At 68.6% G+C, this 17,834-nt stretch carries 19 protein-coding genes; 11 read left to right on the top strand and 8 right to left on the bottom strand.

From position 1 onward, the window contains the following. Positions 1-2: 2 nt before the first annotated feature. The 3 genes from M9M90_RS06030 to pcaF are packed head-to-tail and all read right to left on the bottom strand — an operon-like array spanning position 3 to position 3,064. Positions 3-1,151: an acyl-CoA dehydrogenase family protein gene (locus tag M9M90_RS06030; RefSeq protein WP_254836259.1), complete on the bottom strand. Its 1,149-nt coding sequence runs from the start codon at positions 1,149-1,151 to the stop codon at positions 3-5. 12 nt (positions 1,152-1,163) lie between these two features. Beyond that, positions 1,164-1,853 carry a hypothetical protein gene (locus M9M90_RS06025; protein WP_254836258.1) on the bottom strand — a complete coding sequence of 230 codons (690 nt, stop codon included), beginning with the start codon at positions 1,851-1,853 and terminating at the stop codon, positions 1,164-1,166. A 2-nt stretch (positions 1,854-1,855) separates the two neighbouring features. Beyond that, positions 1,856-3,064 carry a 3-oxoadipyl-CoA thiolase gene (gene pcaF / locus M9M90_RS06020; RefSeq protein ID WP_254836257.1) on the bottom strand — a complete coding sequence of 403 codons (1,209 nt, stop codon included), beginning with the start codon at positions 3,062-3,064 and terminating at the stop codon, positions 1,856-1,858. An 86-nt stretch (positions 3,065-3,150) separates the two neighbouring features. Between pcaF and M9M90_RS06015 the strand changes: the two genes are divergently transcribed. The 3 genes from M9M90_RS06015 to M9M90_RS06005 all read left to right on the top strand — a co-directional run bounded on the left by M9M90_RS06015 (position 3,151) and on the right by M9M90_RS06005 (position 4,951). Next, complete coding sequence (locus M9M90_RS06015) at positions 3,151-3,624, top strand: PaaI family thioesterase (RefSeq protein WP_371876902.1); 474 nt, start codon at positions 3,151-3,153, stop codon at positions 3,622-3,624. 83 nt (positions 3,625-3,707) lie between these two features. Next, a complete protein-coding gene (locus M9M90_RS06010) occupies positions 3,708-3,956 on the top strand; it encodes a hypothetical protein (RefSeq protein WP_254836256.1) in 249 nt (82 codons plus the stop codon). Further along, entirely contained in the window at positions 3,953-4,951 is a 999-nt protein-coding gene (locus tag M9M90_RS06005; protein WP_254836255.1) for an MsnO8 family LLM class oxidoreductase, read from the top strand. The genes M9M90_RS06010 and M9M90_RS06005 overlap by 4 nt, the downstream gene beginning before the upstream one ends. Here the strand turns inward: M9M90_RS06005 and M9M90_RS06000 are convergent. Both M9M90_RS06000 and M9M90_RS05995 read right to left on the bottom strand, forming a co-directional pair. After that, positions 4,948-5,463: a molybdopterin-dependent oxidoreductase gene (locus tag M9M90_RS06000; protein WP_254836254.1), complete on the bottom strand. Its 516-nt coding sequence runs from the start codon at positions 5,461-5,463 to the stop codon at positions 4,948-4,950. The genes M9M90_RS06005 and M9M90_RS06000 overlap by 4 nt on opposite strands. A gap of 1 nt (position 5,464) precedes the next feature. Continuing rightward, the gene (locus M9M90_RS05995) at positions 5,465-6,742 is read right to left on the bottom strand and encodes a NupC/NupG family nucleoside CNT transporter (protein WP_254836253.1); all 1,278 of its coding nucleotides are present in this window, start codon (positions 6,740-6,742) and stop codon (positions 5,465-5,467) included. Between the two features lie 150 nt (positions 6,743-6,892). On the opposite strand from M9M90_RS05995, the gene M9M90_RS05990 reads away from it, so the two are divergent. Next, positions 6,893-7,312, top strand: a complete 420-nt coding sequence (locus M9M90_RS05990; protein ID WP_254836252.1) for an organic hydroperoxide resistance protein — start codon at positions 6,893-6,895, stop codon at positions 7,310-7,312. Next, on the top strand, positions 7,309-7,788 hold the full coding sequence (locus M9M90_RS05985; protein WP_254836251.1) for a MarR family winged helix-turn-helix transcriptional regulator: 480 nt from the start codon (positions 7,309-7,311) through the stop codon (positions 7,786-7,788). Before M9M90_RS05990 ends, M9M90_RS05985 begins: the two co-directional genes overlap by 4 nt. Here M9M90_RS05985 and M9M90_RS05980 read toward each other — a convergent pair. Beyond that, entirely contained in the window at positions 7,785-8,102 is a 318-nt protein-coding gene (locus M9M90_RS05980; RefSeq protein ID WP_254836250.1) for a DUF6665 family protein, read from the bottom strand. The two genes, M9M90_RS05985 and M9M90_RS05980, sit on opposite strands and share 4 nt — an antisense overlap. Positions 8,103-8,176: 74 nt before the next feature. After that, the gene (locus M9M90_RS05975; RefSeq protein WP_254836249.1) at positions 8,177-10,276 is read right to left on the bottom strand and encodes a S46 family peptidase; all 2,100 of its coding nucleotides are present in this window, start codon (positions 10,274-10,276) and stop codon (positions 8,177-8,179) included. 165 nt (positions 10,277-10,441) lie between these two features. Here M9M90_RS05975 and M9M90_RS05970 point away from each other — a divergent pair, with 165 nt between their 5' ends. The 6 genes from M9M90_RS05970 (at position 10,442) to M9M90_RS05945 (ending at position 17,428) form a co-directional block, all read left to right on the top strand. Continuing rightward, on the top strand, positions 10,442-11,584 hold the full coding sequence (locus tag M9M90_RS05970; RefSeq protein ID WP_254836248.1) for an ABC transporter permease: 1,143 nt from the start codon (positions 10,442-10,444) through the stop codon (positions 11,582-11,584). Beyond that, on the top strand, positions 11,581-12,330 hold the full coding sequence (locus M9M90_RS05965; protein WP_254836247.1) for an ABC transporter ATP-binding protein: 750 nt from the start codon (positions 11,581-11,583) through the stop codon (positions 12,328-12,330). The genes M9M90_RS05970 and M9M90_RS05965 overlap by 4 nt, the downstream gene beginning before the upstream one ends. Before the next feature lie 8 nt (positions 12,331-12,338). Further along, entirely contained in the window at positions 12,339-13,304 is a 966-nt protein-coding gene (locus M9M90_RS05960) for an HlyD family secretion protein (RefSeq protein ID WP_254836246.1), read from the top strand. Between the two features lie 84 nt (positions 13,305-13,388). Continuing rightward, the gene (locus M9M90_RS05955; protein ID WP_254836245.1) at positions 13,389-14,294 is read left to right on the top strand and encodes an SDR family NAD(P)-dependent oxidoreductase; all 906 of its coding nucleotides are present in this window, start codon (positions 13,389-13,391) and stop codon (positions 14,292-14,294) included. Between the two features lie 164 nt (positions 14,295-14,458). Beyond that, complete coding sequence (locus M9M90_RS05950) at positions 14,459-15,883, top strand: MFS transporter (protein ID WP_254836244.1); 1,425 nt, start codon at positions 14,459-14,461, stop codon at positions 15,881-15,883. A gap of 126 nt (positions 15,884-16,009) precedes the next feature. Continuing rightward, entirely contained in the window at positions 16,010-17,428 is a 1,419-nt protein-coding gene (locus M9M90_RS05945; protein WP_254836243.1) for an MFS transporter, read from the top strand. Here M9M90_RS05945 and M9M90_RS05940 read toward each other — a convergent pair. Further along, entirely contained in the window at positions 17,425-17,814 is a 390-nt protein-coding gene (locus tag M9M90_RS05940) for a putative quinol monooxygenase (RefSeq protein ID WP_371876901.1), read from the bottom strand. The two genes, M9M90_RS05945 and M9M90_RS05940, sit on opposite strands and share 4 nt — an antisense overlap. Positions 17,815-17,834 lie beyond the last annotated feature (20 nt).

The following is a 17,834-nucleotide window of genomic DNA, read 5'->3' as shown; positions in this document are numbered from 1 at the left end:
GTTCAGCCGCCCCGCTTCAGGGTCTCGCGGGCGATGACCACCTGCTGCACCTGGCTGGTGCCCTCATAGATGCGGAAGATGCGCACGTCGCGATAGAACCGCTCGATCCCGTGGTCGGCGACATAGCCGGCCCCGCCGAAGATCTGCACCGCGCGGTCGGCCACCTTCCCGACCATCTCGGAGGCGAAGTACTTGGCCGCGGCGGCCTCCATGGTCACGCTCTGACCGGCGTCGCGCTTGCGGGCGGTCTCCATGGTGAGCGCCTTGGCCGCCAGGCTCTCGGTCTTGGAGTCGGCGATCATCCCCTGGATGAGCTGGAAGTTGGAGATCGCCTGGCCGAACTGCTTGCGCTCGGTGGCGTAGGCGACGCTGCCGGCGATCAGGCGCTCGGCCACGCCGATACAGACCGCCGAGATGTGCAGACGGCCGCGGTCCAGCACCTGCATGGCGACCTTGAACCCCTCGCCCTCCCGGCCCAGGCGGTTGGCCACCGGCACACGGACATTGTCGAAGTTCACGTCGCAGATATGGGCGCCCTGCTGACCCATCTTCTTCTCGGGCTTGCCCACCGACAGGCCCGGCAGGTCGCGCTCCACGAGGAAGGCCGAGACCCCGCCGCCGCCAGGCTTAGCGGGATCGGTGCGAGCCATCACCGTAAACAGGTGGGCCTTGTTGGCGTTGGTGATGTAACGCTTGGTCCCGTTGAGGACGTAGGCGTCCCCGTCCAGCACGGCCTTGGTCTGCACATTGGCGCTGTCGGACCCCGCCTCCGGCTCGGTGAGCGCGAAGGAGGTGATGATCTCCCCCGATGCGATGCCGGGAAGGTACTTGGCCTTCTGTTCGTCGGTGCCGAACATCACCAGGCCCTGGCTGCCGATGCCGACATTGGTGCCGAAGGCCGAGCGGAAGGCCGGGCTGGTGCGGCCGAGCTCCACGGCCACCAGGCACTCGTCCTCCATGGAGAGGTCCAGACCGCCGAACGCCTCGGGGATCGACAGGCCGTAGAGGCCCAGCTCGCGCATCTCGGCCAGCACCTCGTCAGGGATGGCGTCGTCTTCCGAGACCTTGGCCTCCAGCGGCCGCAGCCGCTCGGTGACGAACCGGCGCACCGTGTCGATGAGCTGTTCGCGGGTTTCGAGGTCGAGGGCCATGGGTGTTTCTCGTTAGCTGCAGGGTGTCGCGCCACGGGCCGCCAGGGCGACCTTGGACACGGTGACGGCGATGATCGGATCTGGCCAGGCCTGGCTGTGGACGCCGCCGGCCGTGACGGCGCAGCCCTCGACCTTGCGGCGCATGAGCTGGCCCTTGCGGATCGCCGCCAGTTCCAGTTCGAACGTAACCGGGGCGGCAAGCCCGTTCCAGACCTTCATGTAGGATTGCTTCTTCGCGGGCGAGGCGTCGAGCGCCAGGCCGATGCGGCCGGCGCCGGAGCCCCTGTAGGTCTCCGCCTGGCCCTCCGGAAGCGCGGCGCCCAGCTTGCCCGTCTCGATACCGTCAAGCACCGGACCGGCCTTGGCGTCCAGGTGGAACAGGGCCCGTTGGCCTTGCACGACCTGCACGCTTGCGCCCTCGACCTTGGTCTTGGGGTCGAAGCCCGCGGCGGTCAGGGCCTCGATCAGGGTCTTGGGCTTCGGCGACTCGGGCGGCGGCGTCTCGACGGCCGGCGCCTCGGCGGGCAAGGCCTCCACGGGCGGGAAATCCGCCGGCGCGGTCTCTGTCGGCACGGCCTCCTCGGGAGGCGCTTCGGCGGACGGCTCCGGCTTGAGGAAGTCGTCCAGGGTCATCGGCCGCGCCGGCTCCTGGGCCTGGGCGACGCCGGCCAGCAGCAGGCTCAACAACAGTCCGGCGCGCATGTTCAGGCCTTGGCGAGCGCCAGGGCCGAGCCCTGTCCGACGCCCACGCACATGGTGGCGAGCGCCCGCTCCCCGCCGCGTTCGTTCAGCGCCCGAGCCGCCGTGAGCGCCAGACGCGCTCCGGACGCGCCCAGCGGGTGGCCGATGGCGATGGCGCCGCCGTTCGGATTCACGTGCTCGGCGTCGTCCTCCAGCCCCCAGGCGCGGGTGCAGGCGAGCGCCTGGGCGGCGAAGGCCTCGTTCAGCTCGATGACGTCGAAGTCTCGCGCGGTGATCCCCAGGCGAGCGACCAGCTTGGCCACCGCCGGCACCGGGCCGACACCCATGACCCGGGGCGCGACGCCGCCCGAGGCGCCGCCCTCGATGCGGGCCAGGGGCTCCAGGCCCAGCTTCTGGACCATCTCGGCCGAGGCCAGCAGCAGGGCGCAGGCGCCGTCATTGACCCCCGAGGCGTTGCCCGCGGTCACCGTGCCGTCCTCGCGGACGATGGGCCGCAGCGCGCTCAGCGCCTCCAGCGTGGTGTCGGGCCGCGGGTGCTCGTCCTGGCTGACCACCATGTCGCCCTTGCGGTCCTTGATGGTCAGGGCCGCGATCTCGCCGTCGAAGAAGCCCCGCGCGCGGGCCGCGCCGACGCGGGCCTGGCTGCGCTGGGCGAAGGCGTCCTGGTCGGCGCGGTTGATCTGGTAGTCGGTCGCCACGTTCTCGGCCGTCTCGGGCATGGCGTCGACGCCGTACTGCTTCTTGAGCGCCGGATTGACGAACCGCCAGCCGATGGTGGTGTCGTACATCTCCGGGGTGCGCGAGAAGGCGGTGTCGGGCTTGGCCATGACGAACGGGGCGCGGCTCATGCTCTCCACCCCGCCGGCGATGATCAGGTCGGCCTCGCCCGCGGCGATGGTGCGGGCCCCGGCGATCACCGCGTCCAGGCCCGAGGCGCAGAGGCGATTGACCGTCAATCCCGGCGTGGTCTGCGGTAGGCCGGCCAGCAGCAGGGCCATGCGCGCCACATTGCGGTTGTCCTCGCCGGCCTGGTTGACGTTTCCGTAGATGACCTCGTCGACCAGTTCCCAGTCCAGGTTCGGATAGGCGGCCATCAGGGCCTTCAGCGGATGGGCCGCCAGGTCGTCGGCCCGCACCTTGGAAAGCGCGCCCGCATAGCGGCCGATGGGGCTGCGAAGTCCGCCGCAGAGATAGACAGTCCGGCCTTGCATGTGGGGTCCCCGCCGCCTAGGTCGCTTGTGATTGTTGGCGGCAAACTAGTGTTTGAACACGCGGCGGGCAAACCTCGCGTGGAGGCTTGGCGAGGAATTTCATGGACGGCGGCGAACAGCAGACCACGGCCTGGCGGCACGAACTCATCGAGACGGGCGAGTGGGCCGGCTGGTACGCCTATGGCAACGACCCGTTTGAGGACCTGGCCGGTCCCTTCTACTACCGCAAGGGCGAGGACGGCCGGCCGATCTGCGCCGTGCGGGCCGAGCCCCGGCACATGAACGGCGGCGGCTTCATGCACGGCGGGGCGCTGATGACCTTCGCCGACTACTGCCTGTTCGTGATCGCCCGCGAGGCGCTCGCCGAGAGCCGCAGCGTGACGGCCACCTTCAACAGCGAGTTCGTCGGCGCGGTGCCCCTGGGCTCGATGGTGGAATGCACCGGCGAGGTGGTGAAGGCCGGCCGCAGCATGATCTTCGTCCGCGGCCTGATGACCGCCGGCGGCGAGGCGGTGATGAGCTTCTCGGGGGTGCTCAAGAAGACCAGCGTCAGGACCTGATCCGTGCCGGCCGATCCGGAAGACGAGAATGCCGAGACCATGATCCTCACCCGCGAGCGGCGGGCGCAACGAAAGGCCGCCACATGAAGCGCTTGGACCCCGCGAAGCTGAAGAAGGCCGCGCCCGGCGCGGCCCTGGTGCTGCTGGCCGGACCGGTCTTCCTGTTCCTGGCCATGGACCTGCTGCTGTTCGTCGTCCTTTCCGGCGGCAAGGCCATGCGACCGGAGCAGGTCGGGACCCTGGCGAGCGAGTTGGTCTTCGGCCTGTTCGCCGGCCTCCTGGCGGCCTACGGCGTGCGCATGGTCCGCCGGGCCCTGAAGGACGAAGCGTGAGCGTCACGCTCTCCGTCCTCGACCTGTCGCCGGTCAGCGGAGATGGGAGCCAGGCCCAGGCGGTCCGCGACACCATAGAGGTGGCCAAGGCCGCCGAGCGGCTCGGCTATCACCGGTTCTGGGTGGCCGAGCACCACAATATCGGTACGCTCTCTTCCCCGGCGCCGGAGATCCTGATCGCGGCCCTGACCCAGGCCACCCGGACCATCCGCCTGGGGTCGGGCGGGGTGATGCTGGTGAACTACTCGCCGCTGAAGGTGGCCGAGGTGTTCATGGAGCTGGAGGCCCTGGCTCCCGGTCGCATCGACCTCGGGGTCGGGCGCGCCCTGGGTACGGACGGCCGCACCGGCGGGGCCCTGCGCACGGCGGGCTCGGAGGCCTTCCCGCAGTATTTCGCCCTGCTGAACGCCTGGCTGCTGGACGCCTCGGGCCGCGAGCCGATCACCGAAGCCCACCCCGCCCACGACATCCACGCCAACCCGTCGGGGCCGAGTCATCCCGATCTCTTCATGCTGACCTCCTCGCCCGAAAGCGCCGACTTCGCCGGCCGCGCCGGGGTGGGCATGGTGTTCGCCGAGTTCATCGCCCGGACCGACGGGACGCCCTCGGTGGAAGCCTACCGGGGCGCCTTCGAGCCCTCGGTGTTTCGCGAGGCGCCCTGGGCCGCGATCGCCACTGTCGCGCTCGCCGCCGAGACCGACGAGGAAGCCCAGCGCCTGGCGGCGCCCATGCGCGCGTCCAACCTCGCCACCCTGTTCAACCAGCGCCGCCGCTTTCGCTCCATTCCCGAGGCCCAAGCCTTCCTCGCCGAGCACGCGGGCGACCCGCGGCTGGCGGGCGTGATGGCGCGCGGGATCGTGGGTGACGCGGCGACCGTGCGCGCCGGGCTCGCGGCGAAGGCCGAGAGCACGGGCGCCGACGAACTCTTCGTCATGGCGGTCGGCCCGACCCTTGAGACCCGCATCCGGTCGCTGGAGCTGATCAAACCCGACTAGTGGGCGTGGTCCATGGCCGAGGCCGCCTTCGCGGCCGGCGCGTCTGAAAGCCGCGCCTCGATGCGGGTGACGCCATGGACGCTGCGCCAACGCTTCTTGTCCCCCGAGACCGCCAGCCGCCAGGGCCCCTCCTTGGCGGACAGAGTCTGGCCGTCGACCTTGTCGCCCAGCACCACCGTCCCGTCGTGATAGTCCTTGTCGAGCTCGGCCAGCGAGAACACCGCCTGGAAGCCGTCGGCGCCGCTGACGATCACGAAGGCCCGCAGGGGATCGCCGTGCAGCCTGGGGCCGACCGGCAGGCCGCCGGCGCGCAGCACATAGGCCAGGATCGGGCCTTCATAGGTCTTGAACCCCTTGTCCTGCGCGACGGCCACCTCGGCGCGCGGGAAGCCCGCGAGGTCGGCGGCCCGCAGCACCTTGGCCTTGCCGTCGAGACCTACGATGGTCAGTTCCTGCGCGGCGGCCGGAAGGGCCAGGGCCAAGGTCGCGATGAGGGCGAGGATCCTGATCATCCTAGTGTCCGAACAGTTCGTGCGGCATGGCGCCGACCAGGGCCGCGGTCATGCAGGTGGCCAGGAAGCCCGCGACCAGCGCCTTCCAGACCATGCCGATGATCTCGTTGCGCCGCTCGGGCATCAGGACGCCTATCCCCGAGACCGTGATCCCCACCGACCCCACATTGGCGAAGCCGCACAGCGCGTAGGTCATGATCATCCGCGTGCGCTCGCTCATCTCGCCGGCCGGGACGGCGCCTAGCTGGATGAAGGCGATGAACTCGGTGAGCATCAGCTTGACGCCCAGCAGGTAGCCGGCCTTGAGCGCCTCGTCCCAGTGGACCCCCATGGCCCAGGCCAGCGGCGCGAAGAACAGGCCCAGCACCCGCTCGATGGTGATCGGCTCGCCATAGACCGGTGGAAAGACCGAGAGCAGGCCGTTGCCGATGGCCACCAGGGCCACGAAGACGATCAGGATGGCCGAGATGTTCAGCACCACCGACAGCCCGTCCATGGTGCCCTTGCTGATGGCGTCGATGGCGGAGTCGTATTTCAGCAGCGAGGTGTAGTCGGCATAGGCGCCGCCCAGGCCCTGCTTCTCCGGCACCACGATCCGCGCCAGCAGCACCCCGGCCGGGGCGGAGATGATCGAGGCGACCAGCACATGGGCCGCCGCGTTGGGCAGGCTGGCCTTCAGGATGGTCGCATAGGCCACCATGGTCGAGCCGGCGACGGTGGCCAGGCCCACCACCATCATCAGGAACAGCTCCGAACGCGTCAGGCGGTCCAGATAGGCGCGGATGACGATGGGGCTTTCGATCATGCCCAGGAAGATGTTGGCCGCGACCGCCAGCGCCGAGGCGCCGCCCAGCCCCATGGTGCGCTGGAACAGGATGCCGAACACCCGGATCACCCACTTCAGCACGTGCCAGTGCCACAGCAGGGCCGAGAGCGCCGAGATGACGAGGATCAGCGGCAGGACCTGGAAGGCGAAGGTGAACAGGGCTCCGCTATTGGTCACCTGGTAGGGCTGGTCGCCGCCGCCCATGTAGCCGAACACGAACCGGGTGCCCTGGGCGGTGGCCGCGCTCAGGCCGTCGACCCCATTGTTGATCGTCTGGATCACCGCCTGCGAGCCCGGCAGGCCGAACAGCAGCAGGATCAGGACGATCTGGACGAAGATGGCGCCCGCCGCCAGCTTCCACGGGAAGGTCCTGCGGTTCTCGGAAATCGCCCAGCAGACGACCAGGATGAAGGCCAGGCCGGCGAGGCTCTGCGCGTTTTCAGGACGAAACATGGACGGCCCCCGGGTTCGCCAGACTCGCGCACCCCTCCCGCCCAATTGACTACGGAGGCCCTGGCCTAGCAAGCGCACGTCGCGCCGCGCCCTTGACGTTTGGCTGGATCGGTTTATTTGATTGTGTACAATTTAATTGGAGACTATCAAATGTCAGCCCTTTACGCCACCCAAGCCCGCGCCGTCGGCGGCCGCGCCGGTCATGTCGAAACCCCGGACGGCGTGCTCAGCGTCGATCTCGCCCTGCCGAAGGAAATGGGCGGCCGTGGCGGCGCGACCAATCCGGAGCAGTTGTTCGCGGCCGGCTACGCGGCCTGTTTCGAGAACGCGGTGCGCTTCATCGCCGGCCAGAAGAAGATCCCGCTGACGGGCGCGGCGGTCACCGCGCACGTGGAACTGCACCCCCGCGCCGAGGGCGGCTTCAAGCTGGCGGTGGCGCTGGACGCCGAGACCCAAGGCCTGGATCAGGCCGCCGCCGAAGCCCTGGTGGACGCGGCCCACCAGGTCTGTCCCTATTCCAACGCCATTCGCGGCAACGTCGATGTTGCGATAACCGTTCGGGCGGAATGACCAAGAGCGCGACCAAGGCGACGAGAACCGGACCGGCCGCCCGCGGGGCGGCCGGCGAGGCCCTGCGCCTCGACAACCAGCTCTGCTTCGCCCTCTACGCGGCGAGCGGCCTGGTCACCCGCGCCTATCGGCCCCTGCTGGAGCCGCTGGGCCTGACCTATCCGCAGTACCTGGTGATGATGGCGCTCTGGGAACGCGCGCCGCGCACGGTGAAGGAGATCGGCCAGGCGCTGGACCTCGATTCCGGCACCCTGACCCCGCTGCTCAAGCGCCTGGAGACCGCCGGTTTCGTCACGCGTCGGCGCGATTCAGAGGACGAACGCCGGGTGCAGATCGAACTCACCGGCAGGGGCGACGCGCTGCGCGAGCGCGCCGCCGAGGTGCCGGCGGCCCTGGCCTGTCAGCTCCACCTGCCGCTGGACGAGATCGTCGGCTTGCGCGCCACCCTGCATGACCTGGCCCGCAAACTGCGCTAGCGCGCGCCCAGCCGCATCAACACCTCGCGCGGGATGCCGTAGTGGGCGATGGCCGGCTTCTGGTCGCGTATGCCGCAGGCTTCGCGCTGTATGAAGTAGTACCAGACCGCCGTGGCCGCGGCCTTCACCAGGGCGGCGCGATCGCCCGCGCCGCCATTGGCGTCGAAGGCCTTCAGGTCGGCGAGCGTGGTCTCGACCTTGTGACCGGCGCGGCCGAGGGACGCGCCCTTCTCGGCCATGATCTCGGCTTCGATGGCGTCGGCGCCGGTCTCGAACGACAACCGATGGCCCAGCGGAAGGCGGATGTTCGACATGCCGCCCAATATGGCGCGGCGGGTCCGCAGGGCAAGCTTGGCTTCCCGCGCCGAACGCGGGAGGCCGCGGCCGGCTATCTTCCGGTCAGTTCCTTCACCAGGTTGGTCTGGCCGTAGACCTTGGACAGGGCCTCGGTAGCCGCCGAAGTGGCCACGACCACGGTGCGGTTGATGGCCCCGTCATAGCCATAGGCGCCCCCTAGGGAGTGGATGTTGCCGTCGAAGGCCGCGCCCAGCACCTCGCCCTTGGCGCTCACAACCGGCGAGCCGGAATTGCCGCCGATGACATCGTTGGTGGTGACGAAGTTGTAGACCGTGTCCGGATTGACCCTGTCCCTGGCCTCGATCCAGCGCGGCGCCAATTCATAGGGCTCGGCCCCCGAGGCCCGCTCATAGAGGCCGGCGAAGTTGGTCGTGGCCGGGAAGGTGACCCCGCGGCGCGTCCAGCCCGCGACCTTCCCGTAGGAGAGCCGCAGGGTGAAGGTGGCGTCGGGATAGACCGCGTCGCCATAGGCGGCGAACCTGGCCCGGGCGATGCGCTCGGCGGCGCGGTCGGTGGGCGCGGCGACCTCAGTCTCCCAGACCCTGCGCACGGCGCGCGCGGCTGGATCGTTGCGCAGGACCAGCTGGATGATCGGGTCCTCCGAGGCTTCGATCGCCGCCAGTCCGCCATCCCACAAGGCCTTGCGCACGGCCGGATCGGCCAGCATGGAGCCCTTCACGGCGCGGGCCGCCAGGCCCTCCGGGCTTTCCTTGCCGAGCAGGGCCGTCACCGCGTCGTCGTCGGCGGTCAGGTACTCCCGGGTCTTGGACAGCCAGAAGCCGAGATAGAGCTCCTCCAGCTCCGGATTGATCGGCTTGTGATCCAGAAGCTGCTTCTCGATCAGCGGCAGGCGGACGTCGGCGTACTCGGCCAGGCGCTCGGCCGTGGGCTTACCCCGGTCCTGGGCGGCGCGAACCAGGGTCTCGGCGTAGTCGTAGAGGTTGGAGTAGATCGGCCCGCCCTCGATCTGGCGATGGCGCAAATAGTTGTTCGCATAAGCCTCCTGGGCCTTGGCGATCTCGCTCCAGGGGTCGCCGATGTCGGCCGCCAGGGCCGGGTCGGCGGCGACCTTGGACTTCAACTCGGCCTCCTGGGCGCGCTTGGCGTCCATGAAGGCCCTGTCGTTCAGCACGAACTGCCGACCGAAGAACACCTTGAAGGCGTTCTCGACCTCGAACAGCGGGTCGGTGGCGATGCGCTTGTGCTCAGCCCCCTCCTCCGAGAAGCGGGCCAGCCGTCCGCGGATCTCGGAGCGCTGCAACTGGCCAACCGGGATGGCGAGGTCTCGCAGGGTTTCGAGCTGGGCCACGGTCAGCAGGCGTTCGGTGGAGCCGGGGTTGCCGGAGACGAAGGTCGGCTCGCCTTCCTTCGGCGCGCGCGTCGCCCAGGTCAGGTGCTGGGGCGTCACCACCGGCCTGTTGTCCTGGTAGAGCCGCAGGAAGCCGATATCGAGATTGTAGCGGGGGAAGTTGAAATTGTCGGGGTCGCCGCCGAAGAAGGCCGCGGCGAACTCGGGCGCGAAGACCAGGCGCACGTCGGCGTACTTGCGGAACTTGTAGAGCTTGAACTGGCCGCCGCGATAGAGGCTGACCACCTGGCAGCGGAACAGCGGGTCGGACCCGCAGCCTGCCTGCTCGGCGTCCGCCATGGCCGCGTCGCGGGCCCTGACGAAGTCCTGGCCGGTCTTGCCGGCGGTCGCGGCCTGGACGTCCTTGGTGAGGTCGGTGATCGTGGTCAGGATCTCGGCCTGCATGCCGGGGCACTTTCGCTCCTCGGCCTGGTTCACCGCGGCGAAGCCATCCTTCACATGGTCGGTCTTCTCCGAGGACAGGTCCTGCACGCACGCGACCACGCAGTGGTGGTTGGTGAGCACCAGGCCCGACTTCGAGACCAGCGATGCCGAGCAGCCGGAGGTCAGCCGCACCGAGGCCGCCTGCACCCGGTTCAGCCACTTCTGGTCGAGTTTCAGGCCGTAGGCGGCGTTGACCTTGGCGGTCGGGAACCTGTCGAACGTCCACATGCCCTCGTCGGCGAGCGCCGGCGACGTGGCGGCGAGGAGGCCGACACAGGCCAGCAGGCCGGTGGTTGCACGCAGGCCACCGGTGATTACACCGAATTTAGGTAGGGTCATTCGTATCGTACCCGGGGGAGGCGGGGCCTGATTGGGCCTGGGATTGGGCGGGCTCTGTAACAACGGCGACGGCATGTGACCAGCCTCCGGACGCCCGCCTTACCGTGATTTAACTTGGTTCGACCCCTACGCGACGTCACACCCTCAGGCCACTGGGAGGGACCCATGTCGCTGGCTCTGGCCACCTTGATATATGAATGGCGCCGTTACCTCGCCGCCGTGATCGCGCTCGCCTTTTCGGGCCTGCTGATCCTGGCCCAGGTGGGGATGTTCACCGGCATCGTGCAGGCCGCGACGGCCACCATCGACCGCTCGCGCGCCGACCTGATGATCATGCCGGCCAAGTCCGAGAGCCTCATCAATTCGGGACCCTCCAGCCTGCCACGCCGTATCGGTCCCCAGCTCTACCTCAACCCCCAGGTGGCGGAGGTCGCCAGCTTCGACGGCGGCGGCGGCCGCTGGATCAACCAGCCCTCCGGCCAGCAGAAGCAGATCACCACCTTCGTGCAGGTGAACATGGTCGACACCGAGGTGGGCGCGCTCACCCTGCCGGTCGACTATCCCGAAAGCGTGCGGGTCGCCCTGATGGAGCCCAACGCCATCGCCATAGACCGTTCGGCGCTCGGCCGCCTGGGCGTGAAGCTGGGCGACTCCGCCTCGCTGAACGGCAAGACGGTGCATGTCCGCGCCCTGCTCGATGGCTATCCCGACATCAACCAGGCCTCGGTGGTGGTCTCCCGCGACACCCTGCGGCGCCTCGGCATGATGGAGAAGGGCGAGAAGACTGGCCCGCTGATGGTCCGCATCAAGAACCCCGCCCAGGCCGAACTTGTCCGCGACCAGCTCAACGCCGACTCCAAGGGCGCCTATCGCGCCTGGACCCGCGCCGAACTCGCTCAGGCCAACGAGGGCGCGCTGATGAAGGAGCAGATCATCGGCATCTTCCTTGGCTTCTCGGTCTTCCTGGGCTTCCTGATCGGCGTCGGCATCACCTCCCAGACCCTGCGCGGGGCGATCCTGGCCAATATCAAGGAATTCGCGTCCCTGCGGGCGCTGGGCGTCTCCATGGGCTCGCTGCGGCTGATCGTGCTGGAGCTGTCGTTCTGGGTCGGCTGCGTCGGCCTGGCCGCCACCGGGCTCTTCACCTTCCTGGTCGCGCTGCTGGCCAAGAACGGCGGCCTGCCCATGGGCTTCCCCCTGCCCTGGGTGATCGGCGTCGGCGTCCTGTTGATGACCATCTCGCTCGCCTCCGGTCTGATGGCCCTGGGCATCCTGAAAAAGAGCCAACCCGCGGACCTGCTGCGATGAACGCCCCCCACTCCGTCGCCATCCAGGGGACCGGCCTGGTCAAGCGCTTCAAGACCGGCCGGTCCCATATCGAGGTGCTCAAGTCGGTCGACTTCGAGGCCCGCCACGGCGAGATGACCATGGTCATGGGCCCCTCGGGCTCGGGCAAGTCGACCCTGGTCGCCGCCCTCTCCGGCCTGCTGAAGCCCGACGCCGGCCAGGTGAGCGCCATGGGCGAGGACCTCTGGTCCCTGCGTCCCGGCAAGATCGACAAGTTCCGCCTCGACCACTGCGGCTTCATCTTCCAGGGCTTCAACCTGTTCGGGGCGCTCTCGGCCCTGCAGCAGGTGACGACCATCCTGAAGTACAAGGGCTTCTCCCCCGAGGAGGCCCGCGACCGCGCCGCCGTGGCGCTCACCGAGGTGGGCCTGGGCGCACGCCTCAACCAGCGGCCGGCCGAGCTTTCCGGCGGCGAGAAGCAGCGGGTGGCCATCGCCCGGGCGCTCGCCAAGGAGCCGCGCCTGTTGTTCGCCGACGAGCCCACCAGCGCGCTGGACGGCGAGAACGGCCAGATCGTCATCAAGCTTCTGCAGCGGGCGGCGAAAGAGCACGGCGCGGCCGTGATCTGCGTGACCCACGACCCGCGGCTGGAGGCCTATGCCGACCGCATCATCCATATCGAGGACGGCCTGATCCTGGACGACCGGCGTACCGACCACGCGCCCGCCCAAGCCATCGACCGCCAACCCGAGCTCATCGGAGCCTGAGACCCAAGATGTTCGCCTTCCTGAAATCCCACCGCATCAAGCTGACCTCCCTCCTCCTCCTGGTGGTGCTGGGCGGCGGCGGGTTCGTCTATTCCAGCCAGGCCAAGGCCAAGCAGGAGGCGGCCGCCAAGGTCGCCGCGGCCAAGGCGCCCAAGAGCCCCTATGTGGCCATCGCCAACGGCAAGGCCGACGTGGAAGGCGGCATCATCCAGGTCGCCGCCCGCCGCGCCGGCATCGTGCGCGAGGTGCTTGTCCAGGAGGGCGACCGCGTCGTGAAAGGCCAGATACTCGCCCGCCAGGAAGACGACGAACCGCGCCTGGCCGCCGCCCGAGCCGCCGCCGCGGTCCACCAGGCCCGCGCCCAGATCTCCATGCTCAACGTCCAGCTCACCTCCGCCCAGCGTGAGCACGCCCGCCTGCAGGGCCTGGTCTCCACCAACTTCGTGGCCGGCCAGCGCATGGACCAGGCCGCCGACAAGATCCGTGAGGCCCAGGCCAATCTCGAAGCCCAGCGCGCCGCCGTGCTGACCGCCCAGGCCGCGCTGGAAGAGGCGCGCTACAATCAGGAACTGACCATCATCCGCGCCCCGGCCGATGGCCGCATCGCGCGGCGCTACGCCAATCCCGGCGCCGGCGCCTCGACGCTGAACGTCTCCAACATGTTCGACCTGGAGCCCTCGGCCCCGCGCATCGTCCGCGCCGAGATCGCCGAGAGCTCGCTCGCCCACGTTTCCATCGGCCAGGCCGTGCAGATCTCGCCGGAATCCGACCCCAAGAAGGTCTTCTCCGGCCAGGTGATGCGCCGCGCCGCCGTCTTCGGCGCCCGCAAGCTGCAGTCCGACGACCCTAGCGAACGCACCGACGACCGCGTGGTCGAGGTGGTGGTCAGCGCCGATTCGGCGCCCTTCCTGATCGGCCAGCGCGTGCTGGTGAAGTTCATGCGACCGGGCGCGACGACGCTGGCCGCGCGGTAGTTCGAAGGGCGGCGCTTGACGTCCCCATCGCCGCGCCGCACAACCCGGCCGATTTTCAAACCCCTGTTCGGACGGGAGACTTCGATGGCGGACATCCGCTTTGACGGCAAGGTGGCGATCGTCACGGGCGCGGGCGGCGGTCTCGGCCGTCAGCACGCCCTGGAGCTGGCGCGGCGCGGCGCCAAGGTGGTGGTCAACGACCTGGGCGGTTCGATGGACGGCTCGGGCGGCTCCTCGGCCGCGGCCGACGCGGTCGTCGCCGAGATCAAGGCCTTCGGCGGCGAGGCCATCTCCAACGGCTCCTCGGTCACCGACGACGCCGGCGTCGCCCTGATGGTCAAGCAGGCCATGGACGCCTGGGGCCGCATCGACATCCTGATCGCCAACGCCGGCATCCTGCGCGACAAGTCGTTCGCCAAGATGGAGATCGCCGACTTCGAGCTGGTGCTGAACGTCCACCTGATGGGCACCGTGAAGCCGACCAAGGCCGTCTGGGAGATCATGCGCGAGCAGAACTACGGCCGCATCGTGGTGACCACCTCGTCCAGCGGCATGTACGGCAACTTCGGTCAGGCCAACTACGGCGCGGCCAAGCTCGGCATCATCGGCTTCATGAACACCATCAAGCTCGAGGGCCAGAAGAACAACATCCACATCAACGCCATCAGCCCCGTGGCCGCGACCCGGATGACCGAGAACCTGATGCCGCCCGCGGTGCTGGAAAAGCTGAAGCCGGAATATGTCACCCCCGGCGTGGTCTACCTGGCCTCCGAGGAGGCCCCCACGGGCGCCATCCTGACCGCCGGCGCCGGCGCCTTCGCCATGACCCGGCTCTACGAGACCGAGGGCGTCTATCTCGGCGAGGGCGGCCTGTCGGTGGAAGAGGTCCGCGACAACTGGGCCAAGATCTCCGATCCCGCCGGCCAGCAGGCCTATGTCAACGGCGGCGAGCAGAGCGGCAAGTTCTTCCGCAAGATGCAGGGCGGCTAAGCCCGGCTCCAGATTGCGCTTTCGGCGGGCGGCGGCTTCGAATGAGGGCGCCGCCCGTTTTGTTTCAACGAATTCACTTGCGACGTCCTAGGTTATCGCGCGTAACCTGACCCTCCGAACGCGCCCGCCAGAGGCGTGGCAGACCTCATGGGAGAAGCTCTACCTTGACCCAGGCCTCCAAGGCACGAACCGGCCTCCTACCGCTGTCCACCGCCCTGGCCTTCGCGGCCACGAGCCTGCCGATTTCGGCCGTGGCCATCGCGGTCTCGGTCTATCTCCCCCGTCACTACGCCAGCCATCTTGGCGTCGACCTGGCCCTGGTCGGGGCGGCCTTCTTCATCGTGCGGATGATCGACATTCCCATCGATGGCCTGCTGGGCTGGACGATGGACAAGACGCGCACGGCCTGGGGCCGCTACCGGGTCTGGACGATCCTGGGGGTCCCGGTCCTGATGGCCGGCATCTACTTCCTGTTCATGCCGCCCGAGGGGGTCGGCCGCGGCTATCTGATCTTCTGGCTCCTGGTCATGTACCTGGGCAACTCGATCCTGACCCTGTCCCACGTGGCCTGGGCCGCGACGCTCGCCCCGCACTACAACGACCGTTCCCGCCTGTTCGGGATCATGACCGCCATCGGCGTGCTGGGCGCCGCCTCGGTGCTGGCCATCCCGATCATCAACGAAGCCATCGGGGCGTCGGACGCCGGCAACATCTCGACCATGGGCTGGTTCATCTTCCTGCTGACCCCCATCGCCGCGGCCCTGGTGGTCTGGCGCACGCCCGAGAAGATCGCCCCTGAGATCGAGGGCCACTCGTTCCGGCTTCGGGACTACGGCGCCCTGATCGTGCGGCCGTCCTTCGCGCGGATCCTGCTGGCCGACCTCTGCCTGTCGCTCGGTCCCGGCTGGATGAGCGCGCTCTACCTGTTCTTCTTCACCGACAGCCGCGGCTTCACCACCGGCCAGGCCAGCATCCTGCTGGCAGTCTACATCCTGGCGGGCTTCGTCGGCGCGCCGCTGATGGGCCGGCTGGCCACTATGGTCTCCAAGCACTGCGCGACCATGGTCGCCACCACCGGCTACTCGCTGACCCTGGTCTCCCTGATGGCCATCCCGCAGGGCAACATGGCCATCGGCATGATCCCGATGTTCGTCGCGGGTTTCTTCGCCGCCGGCTTCAACGTCCTGACCCGCGCCATGACCGCCGACGTGGCGGACGAGGTTCGGCTGGAACAGGGCAAGGAGCGGGCGGGCCTGCTCTACGCCATGACCGTCATGACCACGAAGATCGCCGGCGCCTTCTCGATCGGCCTGACCTTCTTCGTGCTCGACAAGGTGGGCTACATCGCCAAGGAGGGCGCGGTGAACACGCCCGTGGCGATCCACAACCTGGAACTCGCCTACCTGATCGGTCCGGTGGTCTTCGTCATGCTCGGAGGCGCCTGCATGATCGGCTACAAGCTGGGCGCCGTGCGTCATGCCGACATCCGCCGCCAGCTCGACGAACGTGACGCCCTCTATGACGAGGCCCCGATCATCGAGAGCGTCACCGGCGAGGCCGCCACCGTGACTCCCGCTGGACGAACCTGACTATTTTCTTTTCCCCGGTCCCAGGGAAACCTGGGACCGATATTGACGACTCGGCGCGGTGTCGCCGCCCGAGAATTTGATCTCCGGCCCGGACCATTTTTCCCGGGCGAACCATTTGAGGCGCTTATGGCAATTTCCGCCGACAGCCGCCGGCTGTCCCTACCCGTGGTCATGGCATTCGCCTCGACCGCCCTCCCGATCGCCGCCATCGGCCTGGTGATGGGAGTCTACCTGCCCCGCTTCTTCGCCGGCCAGATCGGCCTGTCCCTGGCCGCGGTGGGCGGCGCGTTCACCATCGTGCGGCTGCTGGACATGGCCCTGGACCCCCTGCTCGGCATGGCCATGGACCGAACCCGCTCGCGACTTGGCCGCTACCGACCCTGGCTCATCCTGGGCGCGCCCATCGTCATGCTGGCCGTCTACATGCTGTTCATGGCCCAGCCGGGCATCACCGAGCTCTATCTGATCGGCTGGCTGCTGGTGCTCTATATCGGCATCTCGATCCTGACCCTGGCGCAGGCGGCCTGGGCCGCATCGCTGGCCACCGACTATCACGACCGCTCCCGGGTCTATGGGGTGATCCAGGCCGTGGGCGTCATCGGCGCCATTCTCATCCTGTTGCTGCCGCTGGCCATGGGCCCGAAGGCGGCGGGCGCGAGCGGCGTCCACGCCATGGGCTGGTTCTGCATCATCGCCCTGCCGCTCAGCCTGGCCCTCTGCACGCTGATCACGCCCGAGAGGGTCAATCCCGAGACCGCCAGGGACCGGGTGACGCTGGCCGACTACTGGGCGCTGGTGAAGCGCCCGGAGATGGCGCGGCTGATCTTCGCCGACCTGTTCATGGCCCTTGGGCCGGGCACCACCGCGGCGCTCTATCTGTTCTTCTTCCACGATGCGCGGGGTTACAGCGCCCAACAGACTGGCGTCCTGCTGGTGTTCTTCATCACCGCGGGCCTGCTCGGCGCAGCCTTCTGGGGTTGGCTGGCGCAAAAGATCGGCAAGCACAGGGCGCTGATCGCCTCCGCCTTGGCCTACGCCGTCACCCAGTCGGCCCTGATGCTGATCCCGCCGGCCACCATGGCGCTGGCCATACCCGGAATGATGTCGGTGGGCTTCGTCTCCTCGGCCTTCATCCTGATCGTGCGGGCCATGGTCGCCGACGTGGCCGACGAGGTCCGGCTGGAAACCGGCAAGGAGCGGGTCGGCCTGCTCTACGCGCTGGTCACCACCACCCAGAAGATCGGCACGGCGATCACGGTGGGCATCAGCTTCACGGTCCTCGATCTGGTCGGCTACAACGCCGCCGAGGGCGCGGTGAACACGCCCGAGGCCATTCGAGGCCTTGAGCTCTGCTACGTCTTTGCGCCGGTGATCTTCGTCTTCTTCGGCGGGGCCGCCTTCGTCGGCTGGAAGCTGGACGCCAAGCGCCACGCCGAGGTTCGCCGCCAGCTCGACGAACGCGACGCCCTCTATGACGAGGCGCCCATCATCGAGAGCCTGACGAACAACCCGGCGACGGTCGTTCCGGGTGGCCGCGGCGATTAGGGTCGGCTGACCCCGGCCACCGGCGTCGTCTCGAACCGGTGGCCGAAGCCGGCGATGATCGGCCGCGCCTTTCCGATGGCGGCCTGGACGGCAGGCAGCTTCAACGAGGCGGCGTGGCTCTCCTTGCCGTCCCAGACCTCGGTGATCCAGATCGCGTCGGGGTTCTCGCCATCGTTGGCGACGACGTAGCTTAGGCAGCCCGGCATGGCGTCCGTGCCTTCGGCAAGGATCGCGACCAGGGCGTCGCGGTTACCCGGCGTGGCCATCATCTGGCCGATCAGTCCGTACATGGGGGCGGTTTCCTTTGCCGCGAGAGGGAGCGGAACCGTCGCGAGCGCCAGAGCCGCGCCCGTCAGGTTCACGATGTCGCGGCGATTGGGGGTCATGGGTTTCATCACAACGATTG

It is taken from the genome of Phenylobacterium sp. LH3H17 (assembly GCF_024298925.1).
GTDB lineage: Bacteria > Pseudomonadota > Alphaproteobacteria > Caulobacterales > Caulobacteraceae > Phenylobacterium.
This window is presented reverse-complemented; position numbering and strand designations above follow the sequence as displayed.

Bases quoted from the DNA above. Each gene is read 5' to 3' on its own strand.
- M9M90_RS06030 (WP_254836259.1), bottom strand. From the start codon at position 1,151: ATGGCCCTCGACCTCGAAACCCGCGAACAGCTCATCGACACGGTGCGC.
- M9M90_RS06025 (WP_254836258.1), bottom strand. From the start codon at position 1,853: ATGCGCGCCGGACTGTTGTTGAGCCTGCTGCTGGCCGGCGTCGCCCAG.
- pcaF (WP_254836257.1), bottom strand. From the start codon at position 3,064: ATGCAAGGCCGGACTGTCTATCTCTGCGGCGGACTTCGCAGCCCCATC.
- M9M90_RS06010 (WP_254836256.1), top strand. From the start codon at position 3,708: ATGAAGCGCTTGGACCCCGCGAAGCTGAAGAAGGCCGCGCCCGGCGCG.
- M9M90_RS06000 (WP_254836254.1), bottom strand. From the start codon at position 5,463: ATGATCAGGATCCTCGCCCTCATCGCGACCTTGGCCCTGGCCCTTCCG.
- M9M90_RS05995 (WP_254836253.1), bottom strand. From the start codon at position 6,742: ATGTTTCGTCCTGAAAACGCGCAGAGCCTCGCCGGCCTGGCCTTCATC.
- M9M90_RS05990 (WP_254836252.1), top strand. From the start codon at position 6,893: ATGTCAGCCCTTTACGCCACCCAAGCCCGCGCCGTCGGCGGCCGCGCC.
- M9M90_RS05985 (WP_254836251.1), top strand. From the start codon at position 7,309: ATGACCAAGAGCGCGACCAAGGCGACGAGAACCGGACCGGCCGCCCGC.
- M9M90_RS05980 (WP_254836250.1), bottom strand. From the start codon at position 8,102: ATGTCGAACATCCGCCTTCCGCTGGGCCATCGGTTGTCGTTCGAGACC.
- M9M90_RS05975 (WP_254836249.1), bottom strand. From the start codon at position 10,276: ATGACCCTACCTAAATTCGGTGTAATCACCGGTGGCCTGCGTGCAACC.
- M9M90_RS05970 (WP_254836248.1), top strand. From the start codon at position 10,442: ATGTCGCTGGCTCTGGCCACCTTGATATATGAATGGCGCCGTTACCTC.
- M9M90_RS05965 (WP_254836247.1), top strand. From the start codon at position 11,581: ATGAACGCCCCCCACTCCGTCGCCATCCAGGGGACCGGCCTGGTCAAG.
- M9M90_RS05960 (WP_254836246.1), top strand. From the start codon at position 12,339: ATGTTCGCCTTCCTGAAATCCCACCGCATCAAGCTGACCTCCCTCCTC.
- M9M90_RS05955 (WP_254836245.1), top strand. From the start codon at position 13,389: ATGGCGGACATCCGCTTTGACGGCAAGGTGGCGATCGTCACGGGCGCG.
- M9M90_RS05945 (WP_254836243.1), top strand. From the start codon at position 16,010: ATGGCAATTTCCGCCGACAGCCGCCGGCTGTCCCTACCCGTGGTCATG.
- M9M90_RS05940 (WP_371876901.1), bottom strand. From the start codon at position 17,814: ATGACCCCCAATCGCCGCGACATCGTGAACCTGACGGGCGCGGCTCTG.